Origin of the sequence: Salipiger mucosus DSM 16094 (genome assembly GCF_000442255.1) — a bacterium.
In the GTDB taxonomy this organism is placed as follows: Bacteria; Pseudomonadota; Alphaproteobacteria; order Rhodobacterales; family Rhodobacteraceae; genus Salipiger; species Salipiger mucosus.
The window spans coordinates 807,794-825,122 of record NZ_KE557273.1 but is presented as its reverse complement, the minus strand read 5'-3'; the positions used below and the strand labels follow the sequence as shown (position 1 = coordinate 825,122).

Below are 17,329 nucleotides of genomic sequence, written 5' to 3'. Positions count from 1 at the left end.
CCCGTTCCGGACGCCCCGCAAGGGGCCCTGACCCCGGAACACCTCGAAGACCAAGGAGACCGGGATGCAGACCAGACGAACCTTCCTGATCGCAGGACTTGCCGCGCCGATGCTGGCGCGCCCCGGACGCGCGGCGGATGAAACGCTCCGCCTGCGGGAACTCTACGAGCGTCGCGGCACGGGCCTGTCCGATCTTGCCGCCAACCTTGTCGGTGAGCGCATCTCCGTCGATGGCTTCATGGCCCCGCCGCTCAAGGCCGAAAGCCGCTTCTTCGTGCTGACCAAGATGCCGATGGCGGTCTGCCCCTTCTGCGAGTCCGAGGCCGAGTGGCCCAACGACATCCTTGCCGTCTACACCAAGCGGATCGTCGACGTCTCGCCGTTCAACGTGAAGATCACCACCACCGGCGTGCTCGAAACCGGGGCCTACCGCGATCCGGACACCGGGTTTCTCAGCATGGTCCGGCTGACCGACGCAAGCTACGTCTGAGACCGCGCATGGGACTGCCCCTTTCCGTCCGTGCGCTTGACGTGACCTCGGATCGCAACCGCCGCCTGCTGTCCATCCCCGAACTGGAGGCGCCTGCCGGCGCGCTCATCGGCGTGCGCGGCGCGTCCGGGGCCGGCAAATCCACGCTCCTCTACGCACTGGCCGGGCTGCTCGAACGCGCCAGCGGCAGCGTGCGCTGGGGCGACACGGACCTCCTGTCGCTCGGGCCCGAGCGCCGGGCGGCCTTTCGGGCCGGGCACATCGGCATGATCTTCCAGGATTTCCTGCTGTTCGAGGAACTCGACGCGCTCGCCAACGCCTCGGTCACCGCGCTCTTCCGCAAGCGCTCCGAACGCGCGGCGCTGCGCGCCCGCTCCGCCGAACGGCTGACCCGGCTGGGGCTGGACGCCGGGGTGCGCAGCGTGGCGAGCTTTTCCGGCGGCGAGCGCCAGCGCGTCGCCATCGCCCGCGCCGTGGCCGCCGAGGCGCCGATCCTGTTGGCGGACGAGCCCACCGCCAGCCTCGACCGTGCAGCGGCCGACCGGCTGATCGAGGACCTCGTCGCAATGACCCGCGAGACCGGCACGACGCTGGTGGCGGTCAGCCACGACCTGCACCTGATCGAGCGCATGGACCGGGTCCTGACGGTATCCGACGGCGCGCTGTCGTCCCACGAGGTGCCGGCATGAGCGCGCTCTGGGCAGACCTTCCGGTGCTGACGCAGGATATCCTCTGGACGCTGCTCCTGCTCCTGCCCGCGCTGGTCGTGGGTATCCTGACCCTTCGCGGCTATGCGCCCTGGCCGCTGGTGCGCGCGATCCTCTGGCGGTTCCGCTGGCCGGCATCGATGTTCGTGCTGCTGATCGCCATTTCGGTCGGCATGGGCATCGGCCTGCTGGCCCAGGAGCGCGGGCTGCGGCGCGGCACCGCGCAGGCCGCCGACAAGTTCGACCTCGTGGTCGCCGCCCCCGGGAGCGAGCTGACCGCGATGTTCGCCGCCGTCTACCTTCAGCCCTCGGACATGCCCCTGCTCCCGGGCGAGGTGTATGACGAGATCGCGGGTCACGAGGACGTCTCGGTCGCCGCGCCGCTCGCATTCGGCGACAGCTACGGCACGGCGCCCATGGTGGGCACAACCGCCGACTTCGTCCGCTATCTCTCCGAAGACCGCATCACGGGCCGGATGTGGCAGACCAGCTCGGAGGCCGTGACCGGCGCGCTGGTGCCGCTCGAAACCGGAGACCATTTCACCCCCGCGCACGGGCACGGCGACGCCGCCGAGGACGACGCCCACGGCGATTCGGAACTGACCGTCGTGGGACACATGGCCCCCACCGGCACGCCCTGGGACCGCGCGATCCTCGTGCCCGTCGAAGCGGTCTGGGAAGTGCACGGCCTTGCCAACGGGCATGCTCCGGAGCGCGCGGAGCAGATCGGCCCGCCGTTCGACGCCGCCTATTTCCCCGGCACCCCGGTAATCGTCACCCATTCCGACGAGCTCTGGGCCAACTACGCCCTGCGTTCGGAGTTCACCCGCGACGCCGAGACGATGGCCTTCTTCCCCGGCACGGTGCTCTCGAACCTTTTCCGCGTCATGGGCGATGTCCGGCAGGCCATGTCCCTGATGGCGCTGGTGACACAGATCCTCGTGGCTGCGAGCGTCCTGCTCGGGCTTTTCATCCTGTCGCGCCTGTTCCGGCGCCAGATCGCCCTCCTGCGCGCGCTCGGGGCGCCGGCGCGCTTCGTCTTCGCCGTCGTCTGGTCCTTCGGAGCCACCCTGCTCCTTGCAGGCGCGGCGCTGGGGCTCGGCACCGGGCTCGGCGCCGCGGCGCTGCTCTCGCGCGCCGTCACCGCGCGGACCGACATTCTCGTGAGCGCCCCGCTCGGCTGGAGCGAGATCCACTTCCTCGCCGGTTTCGTCAGCGCGACTCTGCTGCTTTCGCTCCTCCCGGCCGCCATCGTCCTCCGACAGCCCGTGGTCGGAGGTCTCCGTGCCTGAGAAGGGACAATCCATGACGCGCATGTTGCTGCTCGCCATCTGCCTTTGCATGCCTGCCTCCGCGCAGACGGAGGAGGACCATGACCACCACCTGAGCGAAGGGGCCGGCCTCCGCGCGCTCCACGCCTGGACGCCGGCGACGACCTCCGACACGGCAATGGTCTACGTCGAGCTCGAGAACATCACCGCGGAGCCAGTCACGCTCGACGGGGCGGAAACCGGCCTCGCCGAAACGGCTCACCTCGTCGGCTTCGAATTGAAGAACGGCGAGGCGGTCTACACCGTGCTCCCGCCGATGCCCCTCGCGCCGGGACGCGAGATGCATCTCGAACCCGAGGGCATGGCCATCCGCCTGACGGGCCTCGCGCGCGGCCTCGCCGAAGGGGAGACGTTCGAGATGCATCTCGAGACCAGCCTGGGCGAGATCGGCCTGTTCGTATCGGTCGAAGCCGCGAACGCAGGCCACCATGGTCACGCCGGTCACACGCACTGACGGACCGGCGCAAGGCGGGCGCACGGCGCCGCCTGCGCCGCCGCCAAGGCGCCTTCACATGGTGACGCAGATCTTGCCGAAGTGATCGCCGCTTTCCTGGTAGCGGAAGGCATCGGCGAGCTGGGCGAGGTCGAAGGTCCTGTCCACCACCGGGCGGATGCCCAGCCCCTCGAGCGCGGCGACGAAATCCTCCTGGTGCTTGCGCGAGCCGACGATCAGGCCCTGCAGCCGCTGCTGCTTGCGCATCAGGTTGGCTGTCGGGATCTCGCCGCTGACCCCCGTCAGGACGCCGATCAGCGCAAGGTGCGCCCCGGGCCGCCCCGCGATGATCGACTGTTCCAGCGTCGCTGGTCCGCCGACCTCGACCACGATATCGACGCCGCGCCCGCCGGTCAGGTTCTGCATCTCGGCGCCCCACTCGGGGGTGGTGCGGTAGTTGATGACATGATCGGCGCCGAGCGCTTTCAGCCGTTCGAGCTTGGCGTCCGAGGACGAGGTCGCGATGACCCGCGCGCCCATCGCCTTGGCCAGCTGCAGCGCATAGATCGACACGCCCCCGGTGCCCAGCACCGCGACGGTGTCGCCGGGTTTCAGCCCGCCGTCGACCACCAGCGCGCGCCACGCGGTCAGGCCCGCGGTGGTGATGGTCGCGGCTTCCTCGTGGCTCCAGCCCGCAGGTGCGCGCGTGACCCAGCCCTGCGGCAGGGTCACCGCCTCGCGGGCATAGCCGTCTATGCCGTCGCCCGGCACGCGCGAGAAATCGGACGGGCGGTCGTCGCCCTCCTGCCAGTCGGGGAAGAAGCAGGACACGACGTGATCGCCGACCGCGAGGCTCTCGACACCCTCGCCCACGGCCTCGACCGTACCAGCGCCGTCCGCCATGGGGATGCGCCCGTCGGCGGCGCCGTTTTCACGCTTCGCGACCATGTAGTCATGGAAGTTCAGAGCGTTCGCATGCAGGCGCACGGTGATCTCTCCCACCCCGGGCGCCGGCGCCTCGGGAGCGTCCGACGGGAGGAGGTTGTCGAGCCCGCCGGGCGCCTTGATCGTGATCTGTCTCATGAAGTCATCTTTCCATTCGCTCGTGTCGGCCCCGCCCAGGGCCCGCTGACGGAAAGACTAGATCGGCGCGGCCGCCGGGCCACACCGATCCCCTGCCCCTGCCGCGGCGGCAGGTCAGTCCAGCGGCAGGCCGACGTAGTTCTCGGCGATGCTGCGCGAGGCGGCCTCGGAACTCGCAACATAGTCGAACTCGGCCCGCTGCATGCGCGCCTCGAAGGGCGAATTCTCGGGGAACTGGTGCATCAGCGTCGAAAGCTGCCAAGAGAACCGCTCGACCTTCCAGACCCGGGCCAGCACCGTCTCGGAGTAGCTTTCGAGATAGGCGTCGTTGCCGGCGTAATGCTCGGTCAGCGCGCGGGCCAGCAGGCGCACATCGGCGACCGCGAGGTTCAGGCCCTTGGCGCCCGTCGGCGGCACGATATGCGCGGCATCCCCCGCCAGCAGCAGGTTACCGTAACGCATGGGCTCTGCCACGAAGGAGCGCAGCGGCGCGATGGATTTCTCGAACGAAGGCCCCGTTCGCAGATGGTCCGCCGTCTCGGGGCCGAGCCGCGTCGCGAACTCCTCCCAGAAGCGCGCGTCGCTCCAGTCCTCGACCTTGTCGGAAAGATCGCACTGGATGTAGTAGCGGCTGCGCGTCGCCGAGCGCATCGAGGCCAGGGCGAAACCGCGCCGATGATTGGCGTAGATGAGCTCGTGGTTCACCGGGGGCTGCTCGACCATGATGCCCAGCCAGCCGAAGGGATAGACCCGCTCGTAGGTGCGCAGCACGTCGTCCGGAATGGCCTGCCGCGACACGCCGTGGTAGCCGTCGCAGCCCGCCACGTAGTCGCAGCTGACGATCACCTCCTCGCCCGCGTGCAGGAAGCGGACCTCGGGCGTTCCGGTCTTCAGATCGCGCGGGCTCACCTCCTCGACGTCGAAGAAGAACTGCTGGCCCTGCTCGACGCGCTTGTCGAAGAGGTCCTTCGTCACCTCGGTCTGGCCGTAGACCATGACCGACTTGCCGGTAAGCCCGGCAAGGTCGATGCGATGACGGGCACCGTCGAAGGCCAGCTCGAAGCCATCGTGCGGCAGGCCCTCGCGGTGCAGCCGGTCGGCGACCCCGGCTTCCTCGAGCGCGGCGACCGTGCCCTGCTCGAGCACCCCGGCCCTGATGCGCCCCTCGATGTAGGCCCGGTCGCGGCGATCGAGAACGACGCTCTCGATCCCGGCATTCGCCAGCAGTTGCGACAGCAGCAGCCCGCTGGGTCCCGAGCCGATGATGCACACCTTGGTCTTGATGGATTTGGTCATGTCGGAATTCCCTACAGCAGGCGTGTCAGGATGAGTGTGAGGCCCGGCACCATCACGAGGATGGCCACCCGCACCAGCTCGATGGCGAAGAAGGGCGCGACGCCCCCGAAGATCCGCGTGATCGGCGTCTTCGGCGAGAAGGACTTGATGACGAAGACGTTCATGCCCACGGGCGGCGTGATGAGCCCCAGCTCGACCACGATCAGCGCGAGGATGCCGAACCAGATCCGCAGGTCGGCGTTGGACATTCCGAAGGCCGCGGTCTCGGCGGTGATGTAGTCGCCGCCGTTGAGCTGGATGAGCACCGGCCAGAAGAAGGGCACGATGACCAGGATCATCGAGAGGCTCTCCATGAAGCAGCCCAGCAGGATCAGGATCAGCAGCATCGCGACGAGGATCACGTAGGGATCCAGCGACGAGGCGGCCGCCCAGTCCGACATCGCCGCCGGAAGGCCGGTGCGGGCGAAGAAGCCCTTGAGGATGTCGGCCGAGAACAGGATGAAGTAGATCATCGAGGCGGTCCTGGCTGTGGCGAGCAGCGCGTCCCTGAGGCGCGGCCATGTCAGCCCGTCCGCCGAGCCGGTGCCCAAGCGCAGCACCAGCCCGTAGGCCAGGATCAGGAACACTCCGACCGCGGCCGCCGGCGTCGGCGTGAAGAGCCCCATGCCCAGCCCGAGAATGATCGAGCCGAAGATCAGCCCCACCGGCCACAACCGGCGCAGCGAACGGCGCACCTCCTCGGGGTCGATCGGGGTCAGGTCCGGCGCAAGGCCCCGGTTGCGGGCGATGCGCAACCGGATGACCAGCAGGAAGAGCACCACGGCGAGGATGCCGGGAATGATCGCGGCCTGGAACATCTCGAGGATCGAGGCTTCGACCACGATGGCGTAGATCACCAGCGCAACCGACGGCGGGATCAGGATGCCCAGCGTGCCGCCCGCCGCCAGAACGCCGGTCGAGAGGCCCTCGTCGTAGTCGAGGCGCCGCAACTCGGGCAGCGCGACCCGGCTCATGGTCGAGGCGGTCGCGATGGACGAGCCACTGACGGCGCCGAAGCCGCCGCAGGCCAGGATCGTCGCCATGGCCACGCCGCCGCGGATCCGGCGGGTCAGCACGCTGAGCCCCTGGAAAAGATCGCGGCTGAGCCCGGTTTCCGCGGCCAGGAAGCCCATCAGCACGAAGAGCGGCACGACCGAGAGATCGTAGCTCGCCACGCTGTTCCAGAGCGCCGTCTTGAACTGCAGCAGGTAGGGCGCGAACTTGATGAATGGAGAGGCGAGGCTCAGCACCCAGGTGCCGATGATGCCGGTCAGGATCATCGCGAGCGCCACGGGTATCCGCAGCATGATCATCGCGAAGAGCCCGATCAGCCCGTAGACGCCGATCATCTCGTTATGCATGGCGTGCCTCCGGTCCGAAGGTTTCCATCAACGCGGCGACGGCCCAGAGCAGGCACGACAGCACCGCGGTCGGCATGAAGATCCAGACGGGCCAGCCAAGCACGGCGGTCTCGACGTTGTCCGAGCGCGTCTCGAGCGTGCCGAAGACCAGCATCACCGCCATGGTCAGCGCGAGCGCCGTGACCAGCAGCCCCGAGAGGATGGCCACCCCGCGGCGCACGCGGGCGGGTGCCCGATCCATGAAGATGTCGACCGCGGCATGCCCGCTGTGAAGCTGGCAGTAAGGGAACATGGCCAGGGCCGCGACGCCGATCAGCATCGTCACCCCGTCCTCGTATCCCGACAGGCCCGGGACATCGCCGCCCCAGAGCCCGGCGATCATGTCCGCCGTGAAGCCGGCGGCGTTGACGGCCGTCGCGAGGACGATGACGAGCAGCAGCATGCCGCCCGCCAGCGCCCATGTCGCGATGACCCCGGAAATCAGGGATCGCATGGTCATGTCGGGTTCACTCGCTGTGCGAGGCCACCGCGTCGCGGGCCTTCTCGAGCAGCGCCTCGCCGTCGATGCCCATGTCCGCGGCCTCGGAGAGCCAGCGCTGGGCCACCGCCTCGAAGGGCGCGTCGAAGGCCGCCGAGGCCTCGGCCGAAAGCTCGACCACGGAGTTGCCCGCGTCCCTTGCCATCTGCTTGCCGACCGGCTCGATGTCGTTCCACTCGACGCCCATCTCCTCGGCCAGCGCGCGGCCGGAATGATCGTCGATGACCTTCTGCAGGTCCTCTGGCAGCGACTCGTAGCTGTCCTTGTTCATCGCGAAGATGAAGGTCGAGGTGCCGAAGCGCTGGCCGCCCTCCAGTTCGACCGAGGCGCTGGTCAGCTCCGACAGGCCCAGCGGGATGGCCACCTCGAAAGGCACGAGCGCGGCGTCCACGACCTTTTTCGACAGCGCCTGTGGCAGGGCCGGTACCGGCATCGCAACGGGCTCGGCGCCCAGTTCCTCGATCAGCCAGGCGCCGGTGCGCGAGGGGCTGCGGATCTTGAGGCCCTCCATGTCCTCGATGCCGCCGATGGCGTCGCCGGCGAGGTGCAGCGCGTTGCCGGTGTGGACGTGCACGAGGATCGGGTGGACGTCCTCGAAGTCGGCGGCGAGGTCTTCCATCATGTCGTTGATCGCGAGGTTGGTCGCCCGCGCGTCACCGCCATGCACGTCCGGAAGCTCGAAGACCTCGAGATGCGGGAAGGTGCCGGGGGTGTAGCCCGGAAGCGTCCAGGCAAGGTCGACGACACCGTCGCGCACCTGGCTGAACAGCTCCGGCGGCGCGCCGCCCAGCGACATCGCGGGAAAGATCTCGAAGGCGATCCGCCCGTCCGAGGCTTCCTCGATGGACTCGGCCCAGGGCTCCAGCAGCATGGTCTGCGTTGGCGACTTGGGGCTCAGGAAATGGTGGATCGAGAACTGGAAATCCTGCGCGAAGGCGGGCGCGGAGACGGCAATCGCGCTCACGGTCGCGGCCAGTCCAAACATGGTGCGAGGGGTCTTGGTCATGGTGGTCCTCCCTTAATGGTGCAGGTGAAAATAACCTTTGGGCTCTCGCTGGAAATGAACGCGACCCACAAAAACTTGCACTATTCGATCATATCCGGACAATGCATCCGGTCTGCCACCGCTTTGGAGGCCCCATGGCGCGCCTGATTCCGACCTACGAGCTATACGGTGAGCTCCTGTCCGGCGCGCTTTCGGACCCGATTCACCTCGAGACGATCTTCGAGCGCAGCAGCAAGCTCGATTGGACAATTCGACTTCATCGCCACAGCCGCCTGTTGCAGGTCTTCCTCTTCCGCACCGCCGGCGTGAGCTTTCGCGTGGGCGACGGCGACCATCGCACGGGCGAGCCTCTGATCCTCGTCGTGCCGCCCGGCACGCCGCATGCCTTCCGCTTTCCCGAGGACATCAACGGCGACGTGCTGACCATTCCCCTGGACGAGATCGAGGCGCCCGTGCTCGACCGGGTGCGCCAGGTGACGCAGCCGCTCGCGGGATTCCTCGCCCGCTCGGCGACACCCCGGTTCGCCGACGTCGACGCGCTGATGCGGCAGTTGCGGCAGGCCTACCACTCGGTCGGCAGCGAACGCGAGCCGCTGCTCAGGGCGCTGAGCCACGCCCTCGTGCTGACGCTGATCGAGGAGCTGCGCCGCACCGTGCAGGTCGACACCGGGCGCGCAGGGACCGAGCTCAGCCGGCATGAAGCGCAGGCGCAGGCCTTCTGCGAAGAGGTCGAGGCGCGCTTCGCGGAAAGCGTCACGGTCGAGGACTACGCCCGCGCGGTGGGCGTCTCCGCCCCGCACCTGACGCGCATCTGCAAACGCGTTCTGGGCACCTCGCCAAACGAGCTGGTGCGCCGTCGCCGCATGCTCGAGGCCAAGCGCCTGCTCAGCTACACGCGGCTGCCGGTGCTGGACATCGCGCACCGCGCGGGTTTCGGCGACGCGGCCTTCTTCAGCCGCACCTTCAAGACCACCTTCGGCGTCACCCCCTCGGAGTTCCGCCGGCAGTCGGACTGATGCCCCTTGCGGCGACCGCGACGCGCCGCGCGGGGCGCCGTCGCCGGGTCGCTTTTCCCGGGCGGCCTTGCCCGCCCCCCTCATCCGAGCCGGACTAGGCCGAGAGCCGTGCGACCTCGACCAGGGCGGTATGGGCGCTGCACCCCTGCCCCAGCCGCGAGGTTCCCATGTCGCGGGTCAGCACGTTGGGATTGCCGTCCGGGTCGATGTTGGTGCCCGGGTCGCCGAACCAGGCGCCCGTTGGCAACGCGACCACGCCGCGATGGATGCCCTCGGAGACAAGCGCCCGCGCCCGGCAGGCCCCGCGCGCGTTGAAGACGCGCAGCAGGTCGCCCGTGGCAACGCCCCGCGCGGCTGCGTCCTCGGGGTGGATCACCAGCGTTTCCGGCCGCGCGCCCTCGACGTCGGCCAAGGCGCTTTCGAGCTGGCTGTGGAGCTTGTCACCGGGCTGCGGCGAGACGAGGTGCAGCGGCGCCTCGGCCCCGGCCGCGCCCAGCCATTCCGAGGGCGGCAGCCAGACCGGATGGCCGGGGCAGTCGTCGTAGCCGAAGCCGTCGATGGCCTCGGAAAAGATTTCGATCCGGCCCGACGGCGTGCCAAGCCGCGCGCCTTCGGGGTCCTCGCGGAAGGGCGCGAGGTAGCGACGGTTCGGCCCGTCCTCGCGGACCGGCAGGCGCACCCAGTTGCGCTCCTTCAGGGTCTCGAGGTCGGGCACCTCCACCCCCTCGCGCGCGGCGTTCGCCCGGTAGTCGTCATAAAGCCCGGCGATCCATTCTTCCGCGTCGCGCCCCTCCGTGAAGGTCGGACCGGCCCCCAAACGCTCGGCCAGTCCGGCGAAGATCGCGTAGTCGTCGCGCGCCTCGCCCACCGGCGGCACAAGCTGCGGCATGTGGAAGAGATAGTCGTCGAGGTTCGTCCGCCCGATGTCCTCGCGCTCGTAGGGCGTGGTCGCGGGAAAGACGATGTCGGCCCGCTTGGCCGTGGCGGTCCACCAGGGCTCGTTGACGATGATCGTCTCGGGGCGCTGCCAGGCCTCCTGCAGCGCGTTCAGGTCCTGGTGGTGGTGATAGGGGTTGCCGCCCGCCCAGTAGATCAGCCGGATATCCGGGTAAGGCCCGCGCCGGCCGTTGAAATCGTAGGGCTCGCCCGGATGGCGCAGCATGTCGCCGATGCGGGCGACCGGGATCACCGTCTCGATCGGGTTCTGCAACTGCGGCAACGTCATGCCGCGCACCCGCTTCAGAGACTTGCCCACGCCCCCGATGGCGCCGTAGCCATAGCCGACGCCGCCGCCCGGCAGGCCGACCTGCCCCAGCATCGCGGCCAGCACGGCCGACATCCAGTAGGGCTGTTCGCCATGCTCCGCCCGCTGCAGCGACCACGCCAGCGTGATGAAGGTCCGGGTCGCGGCCATCCGGCGCGCCAGTTCGCGGATCGCCTCGGGCGCCACGCCGCAGATCGGCGCGGCCCACTCCGGGCTCTTGGGCGTGCCGTCGCTTTCGCCCATGAGGTAGGGGCGGAAGCGCTCGAACCCGACCGTGCAGCGCGCGAGGAACGCGTGGTCGTTCAGGCCCTCGTCCTCCAGCACATGGGCCAGCGCCAGCATCAGCGCGGTATCCGAACCGGGCCGGACCGGCAACCACTCGCAGCCCTCGGGCGCGTCGCCGCGCTGCGGGCCCACGTTGATGCAGCGCATGTCCTTGGCCGCGAAGCGCTCGAACCAGCCGGTGGTCTCGTGCTCGGTGACGCCCCCCATGCTGACCTGCGCGTTCTTGGCGTTGATCCCTCCGAACATCACCAGCGTCTCGGTGTTGTCGTGGATCGTCGGCCAGCCGTCCTGGTACTCGTAGAGGAAGGTCAGGAAATTGCAGCCCAGCACATGCGGCATGATCGCCTGCGCGCAGCCGGTCGAATAGCTGCCGGCCGAGGCGACATAGCCGCCGATACTGTTCAGGAACCGGTGCACCTGGCTTTGCGCATGGTGAAAGCGCCCGGCCGAGCCCCAGCCGTAGGAGCCGCCGAAGATCGCCTCGTTGCCGTGGGTGCGGCGGACGCGGTCGATCTCCTGCGCCGCCATGTCCAGCGCCTCGTCCCAGGGCAGTTCGACGAACTCGTCGCTGCCGCGTCCGCCGCCCCGGCGCGTCTCGAGCCAGCCGCGCCGGACCGAGGGACGCGCCACGCGCGTATGGTGATGCACGGCGGCCGGCAGGATGTCGGGGATACGCGAGGGGTGCGGATCCTCGGAGAAGGGGCGGGTCGCGACGATCCGGCCGCCCTCGACATCGACCTCGAAGGCGCCCCAGTGGCTCGAGGTCACCCTCGTCCGTCTCGCCGTTCCGTCCGCCATCGTCGCTCTCTCCCAGTGCACGGCGCGCCACTGCGCTGAACGAAGCCTAACGCATCGCGGTCGCGCTGTGAAAGCCCGCGCCCCGCCGGGCGCAGCGTCAACCGGCGCGGCCCCGCACCTCGTCGACGAACGGCTCGAAGTGACGCCTTGCCAGCACCGAGGCCAGCGCAGCGGAATTGTCGTTTGCCGAAATCGGCGCGAGCGTCAGCTTCGGCAGCGAGGCGGCGCGCAGGGCCAAGGCCGCGTCCGGCACCAGCGCCAGCACGCGGAAGGGCAGCTCGCGCAGGACGGTCACGCCGGGCACGGGGCGCGGGCAGAAGGTCGGTCCGAAATCCGCCTCGTTCTCGATCACCATCTGGCGCACGCGGTCCGACTCCAGCATGCGCACCGAGGGGACGATGCGCGGGTTCTCCTTCAGGAACCCGCTCAGCGCCTGTCGCAGGAAGCCCGAGACCGCCTTCTGCTGCATCGCGATCCGGACCTCGCCGCGTCGCATCCTCAAGGCTTCAAGCGCGTCTGATGCTACTGGCCACCGACAAACTGACCCTGGGGTCGGCGCGGCCGAACTCCTTCTGCGCGAGGTAAACCTCGCGCTCGCCCCGCGCCCGAACAGCGAAACGCGCGCCAACCGCAGTTGGCGCGCGTCTTCTTGTGCTGGATGTGCGGGCTCAGAGCAGGTCCATCAGCCGTGGCAGGTAGAGCACCGTCTCGGGCACGTAGGTGATCAGCATCAGCACCCCGAGCGCCGCCAGGAAGAAGGGCAGCATGTGCTTGACCATGCGCTCGATCGGGATCCCCAGAACGATGGACCCGGTAAAGAGCGCCGTGCCGTAGGGCGGCGTGATGAGCCCGATCACCAGGTTGAAGGTCGCGAAGACCCCGAAGTGCACCGGGTCGATGCCCAGCTCGTTGGTGAGCGGCATCAGGATCGGCAGGACGATGAAGATCGCCGGCAGCATGTCCATGAAGAGCCCCCAGATCAGCAGGAAGACGTTGATGATCAGCAGCACGAGGATCGGGTTCTCGGTGATCGCGAAGATCGTCTGCGCCACCAGAGCCGGCACCTGCTCCGTCGCGAGCACCCAGGAAAAGACGTTCGACGCACCGGTCAGCATCAGCACCGCCGCCGAGAGCGTGCCCGAGCGCAGGAAGATGCGCCACAGCAGCTTGGGGTCGGGCCGCATCTTCGTCTCGGCCAGCAGCAGCAGGAAGCCCCAGCCCACGGCCGCCGCCGAGGCCTCGGTCGGGGTGAAGATGCCCGACAGGATGCCGCCCAGGATGATCCCCGGCATGGCCAGGAACGGCATCGAGGCCAGCAGGATGCGGGCCGCCTCGCGCGAGGTCTTCCGGTCCGAGGCCTGGATGTTGTTGCGCCGCGTCGTCATGAAGACCGCGATCACCATGGCGACGGCCACCAGCAGGCCGGGCACGAGACCGCCGATGAGCATGCCGCCGATCGAGGTGCCGGTCACCGCGCCCACCAGGACGATGGGGATCGACGGCGGGATGATCGCGCCCTTGATCGAGGTCGAGACGGTCAGCGCCGCCGCGAACTCGCGCTTGAAGCCCGAGCGCTCCATCATCTCGGTCTGCATCCGTCCCAGCGCGGCGATGTCCGCGATGGACGAGCCCGAGCAGCCGCCGAAGAGCATCGAGGCGAGGATGTTCACATAGCCCGTGCCGCCGCGCAGGCGGCCCACGATGAGCTGGGCGAATTTCAGCAGCCGGTCGGCCGTGCCCGAGGCGACCATCAGCTCGCCCGCCAGCATGAAGAAGGGGATCGCCATGATCGTGAAGAAGTCGATCCCGTTGAAGAACTGCTGCGCCACGAGGTAGAGCGGCTCGCCGGCGAAGACGAAGTAGACGATGCACGAGAGCAGCATCCCGAAGGAGAGCGGAAAGCCCCCGACGGTGAGCAGCCCGAAGGAGATCAGCATCCAGGCGAAGGCGGCGTTCATTCGGTGACCTCCTTGACGTCGGCTTCCTCGTCGATCTCGATGAGCGGCGGCATGATCTGCTTGAAGAACAGCATGATCAGCATCGCGGCCGCCCCGATGGGAACGGCGAGGAAGATCCAGAAATAGGGAATGCGCAGAGCGGGGGTCTTCATGCGACCATCAAGGATCGCGACGTCCAGCCCCTGCCAGAAGAGCACCGCCAGCGTGACGGCCATCAGCCCGGCGAGCACCCGCTCGATCCAGACGCGCGCCCGCTCAGGCAGGTAGGCGGTGAAGATCGTCAGTCGCGGATGCTGGTCGGCCCGAAGGGCGACCGCGCCGCCGATGAAGGCCATGAAGATCATGGTGTAGCGTGCCAGCTCCTCGCCCCAGAAGAAGGCGACGCCGAAGACGGACCGCCCGATGATCAGCGTCAGGACGACGACGACCATGACGAACAGCGCCACCACCACCAGATTGCTGAATACCAGCTGGAACGCGCGGTCCAGCGCCTTGAGCGGCCCCTTGGGAGTCATCTTTCACCTGCTCTTTGAATGAAGGACGCCGCCCGCAGGTCGGCGGGCGGCGGAACGCGGGCGCAATCAGAAGCGCGCGTCGAACCCGGCCATGTGGGCAAAGAACTCGCTGACGAATTCCTCGCCGAACTGCTCGGAAGCCCAGGCCTTGGTCGGCTCGACGGTGGCCGCGCGGAAGGCCTCCATCTGCTCGGGGCCGGGGGTGTGCACCTCGACGCCCTCGTCGCGCAGCGTCTGCACGCCCAGCAGGTCCTGCACCGCGCCGATGCCGTCATGCGCAAGGCTCGCCTCGGCGTCGGCGGCAAGGATCGCCTTGCGCTCGCCCTCGTCGAGACCCTGCCACCACTCTTCGTTGGTGATGACGGCGCCCACGGTCATGACGTGCTGCGTCTCGGTCATGTGGCCCTGCACCTGGTAGAAGCGCTGCATGATGATGTTCGAGGGCGGGTTCTCCTGGCCGTCCACGACGCCGGTCTGCAGCGAGGTGTAGAGCTCGAGATAGGGGATCGGCACGGGCGTGGCGCCCAGCGCCTCCATCATCTTCTGGTGCGGCACGACCTCCATGGTGCGCATCCGCAGGCCGTCCATGTCGGCGGGCTCCATGACGGCGGTGTCCTTGGTCGTCATGTTGCGGAAGCCGTAGGGATGCAGCGAGATCACGCGCACGCCGGTTTCGGCGGCCACGTCGTCGAGCAGCTTGGCGATGAAGGGATTGTCGCGGTTCATCGTCGCGTTGAAATGCGCGCGGCTCTTGAAGAGGAACGGCATGTCGACGATGCCCAGCTCGGGGTAGCCCAGCGAGGCCAGCACGCCCGAGGCGATGTTGGCGAAATGCAGCGAGCCGCGCGAAACCTGCTGCACCATGGCGCGCTGGTCGCCCAGCTGACCGTTGGGGTAGAGCTCGACGTCGTAGGCGTCGCCGGTCAGGCGCTCGACCTGGTCCTCGAGCACGTGCATGTAGGCGGTGACCGGCGCCGTGGTCGGGTCGTCCGGGTCGGTCCAGGTGGCCTTGAGACGCTCCTGCGCGGCCAGCGGCCCCGCGACGAGCATGGCCGAGGCCAGCAGTGCGGCTTTCATTCCGTAGGTCATGTCGTTCCTCCCTCTTGCCGGTTTCTCTCTTTCCGGCAGGTCTGTGTTGCGCGCCTTGCGGGCTCCTCTCCCGCCTCGGCGCCACCATCATCCGGTCGGCGGGGCCTCCCGCTCCGGAATGAGCTTGCCGGGGTTCATCAGCCCCAGCGAGTCAAGCGCGGCCTTGAGCGCGCGCATGATCTCCAGCGCCTCGCCGTGTTCGGCGGCAAGGTACCTGGTCTTGTGAAGACCGACTCCGTGCTCGCCCGAGCAGGTGCCGCCGTAGCGGATCGCCCGAAGGCTGACCCGTTCGGCCAGCGCATCCGCGCGGGCGCGCTGGTCCTTGTCCTCGGGATCGAAGAGGATGCCAAGATGGAAATTGCCATCGCCGACGTGACCCACGATCGGCGCGGTCAGCCCGCTGTCGCGGACGTCGGCCTGCGTCTCGATCAGGCAGGCGGCCAGGTGCTCGATCGGCACGCAGGCGTCGGTGCCCATGTTGCGCGAGCCCGGCACCAGCGCGATGCAGGCCTCGTAGGCATGGTGCCGCGCGGTCCAGAGCGCGGTGCGCGCCTCGGGCGTCTCGGCCTCGTCCCAGCTGAGCGCGCCCATGTCGCGGGCCAGCTCGTGAAACAACTCGGCCTGCTCGCGGACCGCCGCGGGCGTGCCGTGAAACTCGACGAAGAGCGTGGGCTTGGGCGCCATCCCCTCGAGCTTCGAGTAGCGGATGCAGGCATCGGTCTGGACCTCGTCCAGCAGCTCCAGACGGACGACCCGCAGGTCCATCTGCCGCGCCATAGTGGCCGTGTTCACCGCCGCCTCGAGCGAGGGAAACTGGCTCACCGCCGAAACCACGGCCTCGGGCTGGCCGACCAGCCGCAGGCGCAGCTCGGTGATGAAGCCCAGCGTGCCCTCGGAGCCGACGTAGAGCCGCGTGAGGTCGTAGCCGGTGGCCGACTTGCGGGCCCGGCTGCCGGTGCGGATGATACGCCCATCGGGCGTGACCACCGTCAGCGCAAGGACCACCTCGCGCATGGTGCCGTAACCCACCGCGTTGGTGCCCGAGGCGCGCGTCGCCGCCATCCCGCCCAGCGTCGCGTCGGCGCCCGGGTCGAGCGGAAAGAACAGCCCCGTGTCGCGCAGGTGCGCATTGAGCTGCATCCGGGTCACCCCCGCCTGCACATGGCAGTCGAGCGAGCCGGGCGAGACCTCGAGCACGCGGTTCATCCGCGTCAGGTCCACGCTCACGCCGCCGTTCAGCGCCGCGACCTGCCCCTCGAGCGACGAGCCCGCGCCGTAGGGCACCATGGCGATGCGGTGCGCGGTGCAGATGCGGGCCAGCTCCGCCACCTCCTCGGTGGTCTCGGGATAGGCCACCATGTCGGGCAGCCCGGCATCCGGCAGGCCCTCGCCGTGGCTGTGCTGCCTGCGGTCGCCGCCGGAGGTCACCAGCCGGTCGCCCAGCAGCGCGCGCAGCGCCTCGGTGGCCTCGTCGAGCGGGGTCGGGAGCGGTGCGAGATCAGGCATGCGGCACCTCCGCGCCGGTCACGGCGCGCAGCAGGCGGTGAAAGGCCAGCATCCCGGGATCGTCCATCCCGACCGTGCGGTCGGCGAACATCCGGGCGCGGCCGATGCGGTTCGGACGATCTCGGAAGTCCTCCAGCGTCTCGTCGGCGGCCCGCAGCGCGGCGATCGCCATTGCCTCGGGCGCATCCAGCCCGTCGGTCGCGCGGATCACGGCGTCGAGCATGTCGACCATGGTCTTGTCGCCAAGGCGCGCGCCCCCGCGCGCCAGCATCCGGTCACGGACATCGGCCAGCAGCGCCGGCAGCTCGGCCCAGGGCAGGTCCACCTGCCCCTTCAGCGGCTTGGCAAGCGTCATCATCGCCACGGTCACCAGCGTCCCGAGGCTCGATCCGGTCGCGCCCGAGCAGACCTTGGCCAGCTCCGCGAAGGCCTGCCCCAGGTCCTCGCCGCCCGGGCGCGCGGCCTCGAGCGCCTCGAACACGCGGCGCACGGTGACGCCGGTGTCGCCGTCACCCATGCGCGCATCGGCGGCGTTGAGCTCGACCTCGGCCCGCCGCGCGGCCTGCGCGGCGGCGACAATGGCCGCGTTCACGGTGGAAACGGTGATGCCCATG

17 protein-coding genes are annotated in these 17,329 nt (G+C 69.0%); 5 read left to right on the top strand and 12 right to left on the bottom strand.

All coding sequences use genetic code 11. The annotated features are described in order from the left end of the window. Nucleotides 1-64: 64 nt before the first annotated feature. From SALMUC_RS04070 to SALMUC_RS04055, 4 genes are read left to right on the top strand one after another with little or no spacing between them, the layout of a single operon-like run. Nucleotides 65-490, top strand: coding sequence for a hypothetical protein (locus tag SALMUC_RS04070; protein WP_020039864.1), 426 nt, complete (start codon nucleotides 65-67; stop codon nucleotides 488-490). An 8-nt stretch (nucleotides 491-498) separates the two neighbouring features. Next, the gene (locus SALMUC_RS04065; protein ID WP_020039863.1) at nucleotides 499-1,179 is read left to right on the top strand and encodes an ABC transporter ATP-binding protein; all 681 of its coding nucleotides are present in this window, start codon (nucleotides 499-501) and stop codon (nucleotides 1,177-1,179) included. Further along, nucleotides 1,176-2,489, top strand: a complete 1,314-nt coding sequence (locus tag SALMUC_RS04060) for an FtsX-like permease family protein (RefSeq protein WP_020039862.1) — start codon at nucleotides 1,176-1,178, stop codon at nucleotides 2,487-2,489. The genes SALMUC_RS04065 and SALMUC_RS04060 overlap by 4 nt, the downstream gene beginning before the upstream one ends. Nucleotides 2,490-2,502: 13 nt before the next feature. Beyond that, nucleotides 2,503-2,982 (top strand): copper chaperone PCu(A)C, encoded by a 480-nt coding sequence (locus SALMUC_RS04055; protein ID WP_020039861.1) that lies wholly within the window; start codon nucleotides 2,503-2,505, stop codon nucleotides 2,980-2,982. A 54-nt stretch (nucleotides 2,983-3,036) separates the two neighbouring features. Here the strand turns inward: SALMUC_RS04055 and SALMUC_RS04050 are convergent, their stop codons facing one another. The 5 genes from SALMUC_RS04050 to SALMUC_RS04030 all read right to left on the bottom strand — a co-directional run bounded on the left by SALMUC_RS04050 (nucleotide 3,037) and on the right by SALMUC_RS04030 (nucleotide 8,284). Beyond that, the gene (locus tag SALMUC_RS04050) at nucleotides 3,037-4,044 is read right to left on the bottom strand and encodes a zinc-dependent alcohol dehydrogenase family protein (protein ID WP_020039860.1); all 1,008 of its coding nucleotides are present in this window, start codon (nucleotides 4,042-4,044) and stop codon (nucleotides 3,037-3,039) included. Nucleotides 4,045-4,158: 114 nt separating this feature from the next. Further along, nucleotides 4,159-5,340 carry a 4-hydroxybenzoate 3-monooxygenase gene (gene pobA / locus SALMUC_RS04045; RefSeq protein ID WP_020039859.1) on the bottom strand — a complete coding sequence of 394 codons (1,182 nt, stop codon included), beginning with the start codon at nucleotides 5,338-5,340 and terminating at the stop codon, nucleotides 4,159-4,161. 11 nt (nucleotides 5,341-5,351) lie between these two features. Next, nucleotides 5,352-6,740, bottom strand: a complete 1,389-nt coding sequence (locus tag SALMUC_RS04040) for a TRAP transporter large permease (protein ID WP_020039858.1) — start codon at nucleotides 6,738-6,740, stop codon at nucleotides 5,352-5,354. Then, nucleotides 6,733-7,239, bottom strand: coding sequence for a TRAP transporter small permease (locus tag SALMUC_RS04035; protein WP_020039857.1), 507 nt, complete (start codon nucleotides 7,237-7,239; stop codon nucleotides 6,733-6,735). The genes SALMUC_RS04040 and SALMUC_RS04035 overlap by 8 nt, the downstream gene beginning before the upstream one ends. Before the next feature lie 7 nt (nucleotides 7,240-7,246). After that, entirely contained in the window at nucleotides 7,247-8,284 is a 1,038-nt protein-coding gene (locus tag SALMUC_RS04030; protein WP_020039856.1) for a TRAP transporter substrate-binding protein, read from the bottom strand. 134 nt (nucleotides 8,285-8,418) lie between these two features. Between SALMUC_RS04030 and SALMUC_RS04025 the strand changes: the two genes are divergently transcribed. Then, entirely contained in the window at nucleotides 8,419-9,300 is an 882-nt protein-coding gene (locus SALMUC_RS04025; protein WP_020039855.1) for a helix-turn-helix domain-containing protein, read from the top strand. A 94-nt stretch (nucleotides 9,301-9,394) separates the two neighbouring features. On the opposite strand, the gene SALMUC_RS04020 is transcribed toward SALMUC_RS04025, so the two are convergent. The 7 genes from SALMUC_RS04020 to SALMUC_RS03990 all read right to left on the bottom strand — a co-directional run bounded on the left by SALMUC_RS04020 (nucleotide 9,395) and on the right by SALMUC_RS03990 (nucleotide 17,328). Continuing rightward, the gene (locus SALMUC_RS04020; RefSeq protein WP_037371000.1) at nucleotides 9,395-11,647 is read right to left on the bottom strand and encodes a molybdopterin-dependent oxidoreductase; all 2,253 of its coding nucleotides are present in this window, start codon (nucleotides 11,645-11,647) and stop codon (nucleotides 9,395-9,397) included. Nucleotides 11,648-11,744: 97 nt separating this feature from the next. After that, the gene (locus SALMUC_RS04015; protein WP_020039853.1) at nucleotides 11,745-12,143 is read right to left on the bottom strand and encodes a LysR substrate-binding domain-containing protein; all 399 of its coding nucleotides are present in this window, start codon (nucleotides 12,141-12,143) and stop codon (nucleotides 11,745-11,747) included. Nucleotides 12,144-12,315: 172 nt separating this feature from the next. Then, nucleotides 12,316-13,605, bottom strand: coding sequence for a TRAP transporter large permease (locus tag SALMUC_RS04010; RefSeq protein WP_020039852.1), 1,290 nt, complete (start codon nucleotides 13,603-13,605; stop codon nucleotides 12,316-12,318). Continuing rightward, complete coding sequence (locus tag SALMUC_RS04005) at nucleotides 13,602-14,120, bottom strand: TRAP transporter small permease (RefSeq protein ID WP_020039851.1); 519 nt, start codon at nucleotides 14,118-14,120, stop codon at nucleotides 13,602-13,604. The genes SALMUC_RS04010 and SALMUC_RS04005 overlap by 4 nt, the downstream gene beginning before the upstream one ends. 66 nt (nucleotides 14,121-14,186) lie before the next feature. Then, complete coding sequence (locus SALMUC_RS04000; RefSeq protein ID WP_020039850.1) at nucleotides 14,187-15,209, bottom strand: TRAP transporter substrate-binding protein; 1,023 nt, start codon at nucleotides 15,207-15,209, stop codon at nucleotides 14,187-14,189. Between the two features lie 87 nt (nucleotides 15,210-15,296). Further along, a complete protein-coding gene (locus SALMUC_RS03995) occupies nucleotides 15,297-16,715 on the bottom strand; it encodes an FAD-binding oxidoreductase (RefSeq protein WP_020039849.1) in 1,419 nt (472 codons plus the stop codon). Next, nucleotides 16,708-17,328, bottom strand: coding sequence for a DAK2 domain-containing protein (locus tag SALMUC_RS03990; RefSeq protein ID WP_020039848.1), 621 nt, complete (start codon nucleotides 17,326-17,328; stop codon nucleotides 16,708-16,710). Before SALMUC_RS03990 ends, SALMUC_RS03995 begins: the two co-directional genes overlap by 8 nt. Nucleotide 17,329: the final 1 nt, after the last annotated feature.

Bases quoted from the DNA above. Each gene is read 5' to 3' on its own strand.
- SALMUC_RS04070 (WP_020039864.1), top strand. From the start codon at position 65: ATGCAGACCAGACGAACCTTCCTGATCGCAGGACTTGCCGCGCCGATG.
- SALMUC_RS04065 (WP_020039863.1), top strand. From the start codon at position 499: ATGGGACTGCCCCTTTCCGTCCGTGCGCTTGACGTGACCTCGGATCGC.
- SALMUC_RS04060 (WP_020039862.1), top strand. From the start codon at position 1,176: ATGAGCGCGCTCTGGGCAGACCTTCCGGTGCTGACGCAGGATATCCTC.
- SALMUC_RS04055 (WP_020039861.1), top strand. From the start codon at position 2,503: ATGACGCGCATGTTGCTGCTCGCCATCTGCCTTTGCATGCCTGCCTCC.
- SALMUC_RS04050 (WP_020039860.1), bottom strand. From the start codon at position 4,044: ATGAGACAGATCACGATCAAGGCGCCCGGCGGGCTCGACAACCTCCTC.
- pobA (WP_020039859.1), bottom strand. From the start codon at position 5,340: ATGACCAAATCCATCAAGACCAAGGTGTGCATCATCGGCTCGGGACCC.
- SALMUC_RS04040 (WP_020039858.1), bottom strand. From the start codon at position 6,740: ATGCATAACGAGATGATCGGCGTCTACGGGCTGATCGGGCTCTTCGCG.
- SALMUC_RS04035 (WP_020039857.1), bottom strand. From the start codon at position 7,239: ATGACCATGCGATCCCTGATTTCCGGGGTCATCGCGACATGGGCGCTG.
- SALMUC_RS04030 (WP_020039856.1), bottom strand. From the start codon at position 8,284: ATGACCAAGACCCCTCGCACCATGTTTGGACTGGCCGCGACCGTGAGC.
- SALMUC_RS04025 (WP_020039855.1), top strand. From the start codon at position 8,419: ATGGCGCGCCTGATTCCGACCTACGAGCTATACGGTGAGCTCCTGTCC.
- SALMUC_RS04020 (WP_037371000.1), bottom strand. From the start codon at position 11,647: ATGGCGGACGGAACGGCGAGACGGACGAGGGTGACCTCGAGCCACTGG.
- SALMUC_RS04015 (WP_020039853.1), bottom strand. From the start codon at position 12,143: ATGCGACGCGGCGAGGTCCGGATCGCGATGCAGCAGAAGGCGGTCTCG.
- SALMUC_RS04010 (WP_020039852.1), bottom strand. From the start codon at position 13,605: ATGAACGCCGCCTTCGCCTGGATGCTGATCTCCTTCGGGCTGCTCACC.
- SALMUC_RS04005 (WP_020039851.1), bottom strand. From the start codon at position 14,120: ATGACTCCCAAGGGGCCGCTCAAGGCGCTGGACCGCGCGTTCCAGCTG.
- SALMUC_RS04000 (WP_020039850.1), bottom strand. From the start codon at position 15,209: ATGACCTACGGAATGAAAGCCGCACTGCTGGCCTCGGCCATGCTCGTC.
- SALMUC_RS03995 (WP_020039849.1), bottom strand. From the start codon at position 16,715: ATGCCTGATCTCGCACCGCTCCCGACCCCGCTCGACGAGGCCACCGAG.
- SALMUC_RS03990 (WP_020039848.1), bottom strand. From the start codon at position 17,328: ATGGGCATCACCGTTTCCACCGTGAACGCGGCCATTGTCGCCGCCGCG.